Source organism: bacterium (assembly GCA_035419245.1).
Classification (GTDB): Bacteria; Zhuqueibacterota; Zhuqueibacteria; order Residuimicrobiales; family Residuimicrobiaceae; genus JAKPUX01.
The window spans coordinates 1-4,517 of the sequence record DAOLSP010000046.1; the positions used below are offsets into that span (position 1 = coordinate 1).

The 4,517-nt window shown below is 48.6% G+C and carries 2 protein-coding genes; one reads left to right on the forward strand and one right to left on the reverse strand.

Going from position 1 to position 4,517, the window contains the following annotated elements:
• Position 1: 1 nt before the first annotated feature.
• A complete protein-coding gene (locus PLH32_18320; GenBank protein ID HQJ66565.1) occupies positions 2-3,016 on the reverse strand; it encodes a T9SS type A sorting domain-containing protein in 3,015 nt (1,004 codons plus the stop codon).
• A 69-nt stretch (positions 3,017-3,085) separates the two neighbouring features.
• Here PLH32_18320 and PLH32_18325 point away from each other — a divergent pair, with 69 nt between their 5' ends.
• Positions 3,086-4,432 (forward strand): T9SS type A sorting domain-containing protein, encoded by a 1,347-nt coding sequence (locus PLH32_18325; GenBank protein ID HQJ66566.1) that lies wholly within the window; start codon positions 3,086-3,088, stop codon positions 4,430-4,432.
• Positions 4,433-4,517: the final 85 nt, after the last annotated feature.

Below are 4,517 nucleotides of genomic sequence, written 5' to 3' on the forward strand. Positions count from 1 at the left end.
ACTATCGAAGCATGAAAAGCTTCAACGTTTGCCTGGCGCCGCCGGCGATGATCTGGCAGAAGTAGACGCCTGTTGGGACCTGCAGCCCTGCCTGGTTCTTGCCATTCCAGGAGACGCTGTGAGTTCCGGCACTTCTCTCCCCGCTCACCAGCGAGACGACCTTCTGCCCGAGCATGTTGTAGATCGTGACCGTCGCCATTCCCTTCTGCGCCAGCTTAAACTGGATCCGGCTCTCAGAGTTGAAGGGATTCGGGAAAGCAGAGACCTCAACAGACTGTTTTTCCGCCGGCGTAGCCAGAGCTTTCTCTGCTGGGATGGTTTCCGGATTGTCGAGGCCATCGATCAGCGATTTAAGGATGAGCGGATCGGTGTCCTGGTTGGCCTTCGTGAGCACTTCAACCGCTTTCTCCTTCTGGCCATTTGACGCAAGCCCGGCCGCATAGGTCAGCGCCATGGCCTTTTCGAATGCCGTGCCTTGATATCTCTTGAGGAGCGCTTCATCCGGAATTCCACTTTGGCTATCATATCTGACTTGCCATTGATCCAGCGCGAATCGGACAGCATCGTGCATTTTATTGTATTTGCCGAGATTGCTGACCACCTTCAGGCCTTCGGTCTTGCTCAAATTCCCGAGCAGCAGGTCCAACGGCCGGGCGGCGAACTCGTATTCGATGTTATCAACTACAAGGGAGTTAAGGAGCTTCGCATGGCTAAATTTCTCCCCCTTGGCCAGGGCCTGCTTGATTTCGCGGTATTGACGCATCGAGGTAACTGCAATTTTTGGAATAGCAAAGTCAGGGCCTGCGGGCGGTGTACTTGGCGGATAAGATAGCTTACTTGAGCGGTCTACCGAACCATAGAACCAATCGGTATCTGGATTTGGGCAATCATAGAAATAACAGTATCGGGCATAAACGGTGGTTCCACTAGCATTGTAGATATAATCTCTTGAATTATCGTCACCCTTCGTAAAGCTATTATTGCCGGGATCCTCGGTCATCCCTAGTTCAAGATAGCCGCTATAGACATAGACGCGCTTGTTTGAGATGGACGAGTCCCAGAAGTTGTAGCCATTGCTTTCTCCCTCAAAAACCGGCGATCCATTGGCGAGAAAGAGGCCATATGTAGCACTTCTGAATGCGTCATGTCCGAATTGACCGCCAGATGATGCAGCAGAGATATAGACAGCATAATCGGTTGCTGCTATATAATTGTTCGTGATCGTGGGCCAGGCACTGCTGCCGGTAACATAGACGCCATAGTCGTCATTATCGAGGATTTGATTATCGCTGATCGTCGGATCCGCTTGGTCAATGTAGACTCCAGCTACGGCATAATTGACTGTGCACCCGAGAATATGAGAGCTGGAAGAAGCCGTCGTGCCGAATTTGATACCCGACCAATAACCGGAGCTGCCATACCGGGTGAACGTGGCCGAATCCGCTTTGAGAGTTCCGTTGATGATAAGCTCTGCTTTTGAAGAGCTAGTTCCTCCAGAGCGGTCATCAGCGTTTGTCTTAAAGGACATCGTCGTCCCAGGTAGCACTTCCATCGTCCTGCCTGATGCTACCGTCAAATCGCCATTCACATTGATTTTCCCGAGCATCCAGGTATTGACATTCAGAGTTCCACCAGTGGTCCAGATGGTTGGGGTCTTGGAGGCGTCATCCTTGGTGAAGGCGATGAAAAGCGGCCTGGCTGTGTTCTTGAAGCGTGCGTACGTATTTCCTGACAAAGTTGTCGTCGAGTCCCATCCCGTGTTCGGAGCATAGGCGCTCACTCGGATCGTGCCAACATCGGAACCGGTATGAGCAGTTACAGAGTCCAAAGCGACTGAAATATAACTGGATGGTGCGACTTCGGCCGTGTGTGGATTGGCCGTTCGCAGGGAGATCGTAGGATCACCAACAAATTGGTGATTTGGAATACTTGTGGATGGTGATTCACCTCTTTCAAGTCTCACCATACCTCGAAATGCTTGACCCCAAGTCGTGAAACCCGAGTCCGTAATAGCTGCCTCTGACCTGCTTATAAAAGTATCGGCGTCGGTGTCATATAAATCCCACGGAATAACGCCTCCTGCAGTGTCTTCCATACCAAATGCACCAATTGGTCCTTCTATCGAACTGCTTGTTTGACAAAGCATCTGATCAAGAAAAGACCAATGATCCTGAAGGGTACCATAGTAGTCGCACCCATATCCAGCATTTGCACAACCACCTGACATGAAAAATTGGTAATTTTTAATCTGCACCAAAGGCAAGTCATCTACATCATAATCAAAGCCAAAACCATTGAGGGTGCCCGTTCCATTAATATCACCATGGCCTTGGTAAAGGATTATTGAAGAATTTGCCCATCTTGTCTCAAGAGAATCCTTATATGATGCCCCAGACCAGGATGAGAATGGGGAGACATCAAACATCATGGTATCGCTCGGAGTCCATCCAAATAAGCTAAAAGAATAGTAAGCACCGCGGATGACCTGTGCATGGTCTACTTCGCCACTCGGTTTATATTGAGCAAATAGGAAATTCTTTTTGGGGTTATATGACTTTGGTAAAAACTCGTATCCCAGTAGTTTTTTTAAAACATCTGCACCGCTCGAATTTGCAACCATGCGGCCTACCATTATATTGGCATGGTTCTTCTTTATGCTGGTACTATGATCGTGCGACTGATAAAACCAGTCGGTCATCCCAGGATAGTCGTTGAGTAGTAGCCGATTCCCCGGCACTTCAGAGGCCTTTCCAAGGATAAAAACGAAATTGTTATCACCGGGCCACCAAGTACTGTGAATCCAATCATATACGTTGGTGGTGTCTAACCCGCCGAGGGAGTCGGCCTTTTTGATCGTGACATTAAAGCCTTCAAGGGATTTCCACATCTTGTACTGATAGACATAGTTGTCAAATCGAGCAGCTGAGATAATCGCTAACTCTTTACCCTTTGCGAAGAGTGACCCTGCACAAAGCATAAGTGCAAAGATGAGAATGATAACAATTGCCTTTTTCATGGCAGAACCCTTTCTGCATAATAATGTTTTTTCCGTACTTATTAGTGACTGTCTGGTGGAGGATTACCCATGAAAAAGTTAACTCTCGCAGTATTTATAGCTTTAATCCTGCCGCATTCCGCTTTGACTCAGTCTTCACACCTCCTTTCCGCTAAAGATTATTTTCCCCCAACTCCCGGAAACATCTGGGTGACCCAAATCGCATTTGATCGTGGATCTCATAACTTTTATGCATTAAAAGTCCTTGAGCAATTTACGGACGATTCAGCACGTTTTTATGTTGGTTCAGGACCTTCTGATAAGTATAATATGAACGATCCAATGGATTTTTCTCTCAACTGTTGGGAGATAAGATTCGAATCATCACAGTTAATCCGTTATGGAGCCTATCGCAACCCAGAGCAGCCTTTTCTCTTCCTTTCAGAATGTCTTGATCTTTCTGACAACACCAAATTCATCTCCCTCGATAGCACCATTATGCGTCCGGCAGGTACTTTTCATCATTGTATCGTAGAAAGGGATGGTGATATATGGGCTCCAGGTTTTGGACCGGTTCCGGCAAATCTTGTTTATGCCAAAGTCAATGGCGTTGAGTATGGCAGGAGGCCCAGGCGCGAGGCCGCTCCCAGACACGATACTCTCTTCGATTTCTTTCCATCTACTCCCGGTAACATCTGGGTTACTAAATATCGGGAGGATCACGGCGCTGGCAACTATTGGGGCCTTAAAATATTCCAGCAGTACCGAGATGACTCTTTGGTTTATCATCTGGGTAGTGGCCCATCAGATCCAACTGGACTGGGCCTCCCAATGACTTTTTCCTTTACTCATTTCACTCTTAAATTTCAGCCGGCAATAAAAATTATGGAGGGCGTTTTCAGCTCGTTGGACTCCGGCATACCATTTTACCCAGTCAGCACCTGGCTTGATCTTTCTAATTTAGTCGCTCTAGATAGCACCATTACCTGTTCTATCGGGACTTTTTACCACTGCATTATCGATCAGCGCGGAAGAGCATTCGCGCCAGGTTTCGGCCCGGTGTCTGCCAACCTTGTCTACGCCAAAGTCAACGGCGTTGAATATGGGACTATGCCCAACCCCTCTGCTGCGGTATCTGATCGACCTCAGAACACTCCGAGAGAAAATTTTCTCTATTCTGCCTATCCCAATCCCTTCAACCAATCGGCCGGGATCTCGTTCTACCTGAACAAACCTGGTCTTGCCAAGCTCACTATCTTCGATACCCAGGGACGGACGGTGAGGGTTCTGCTCGATGAGCACGCTGCCTCTGGTTCTCACTACCTGACCTGGGACGGTATGAGCGACGACCGTCTCCCCTGCCCTTCCGGGGTTTACTTTATTTCGCTCAAGTCGTCCGAGTTCTTTCAGAAGCGGGCATTGACCCTGGTCAGGTAGAGCCCGCACAATCATCCGGCGTGCTCCCTTAATTCTCCCTATCCTCACTTCGCCCGGATATTCTTGACCGCCGCCGGGATCTTGA

Coding starts and splice junctions, on each gene's coding strand:
- PLH32_18320 (HQJ66565.1), bottom strand. CDS start 3,016: ATGAAAAAGGCAATTGTTATCATTCTCATCTTTGCACTTATGCTTTGT.
- PLH32_18325 (HQJ66566.1), top strand. CDS start 3,086: ATGAAAAAGTTAACTCTCGCAGTATTTATAGCTTTAATCCTGCCGCAT.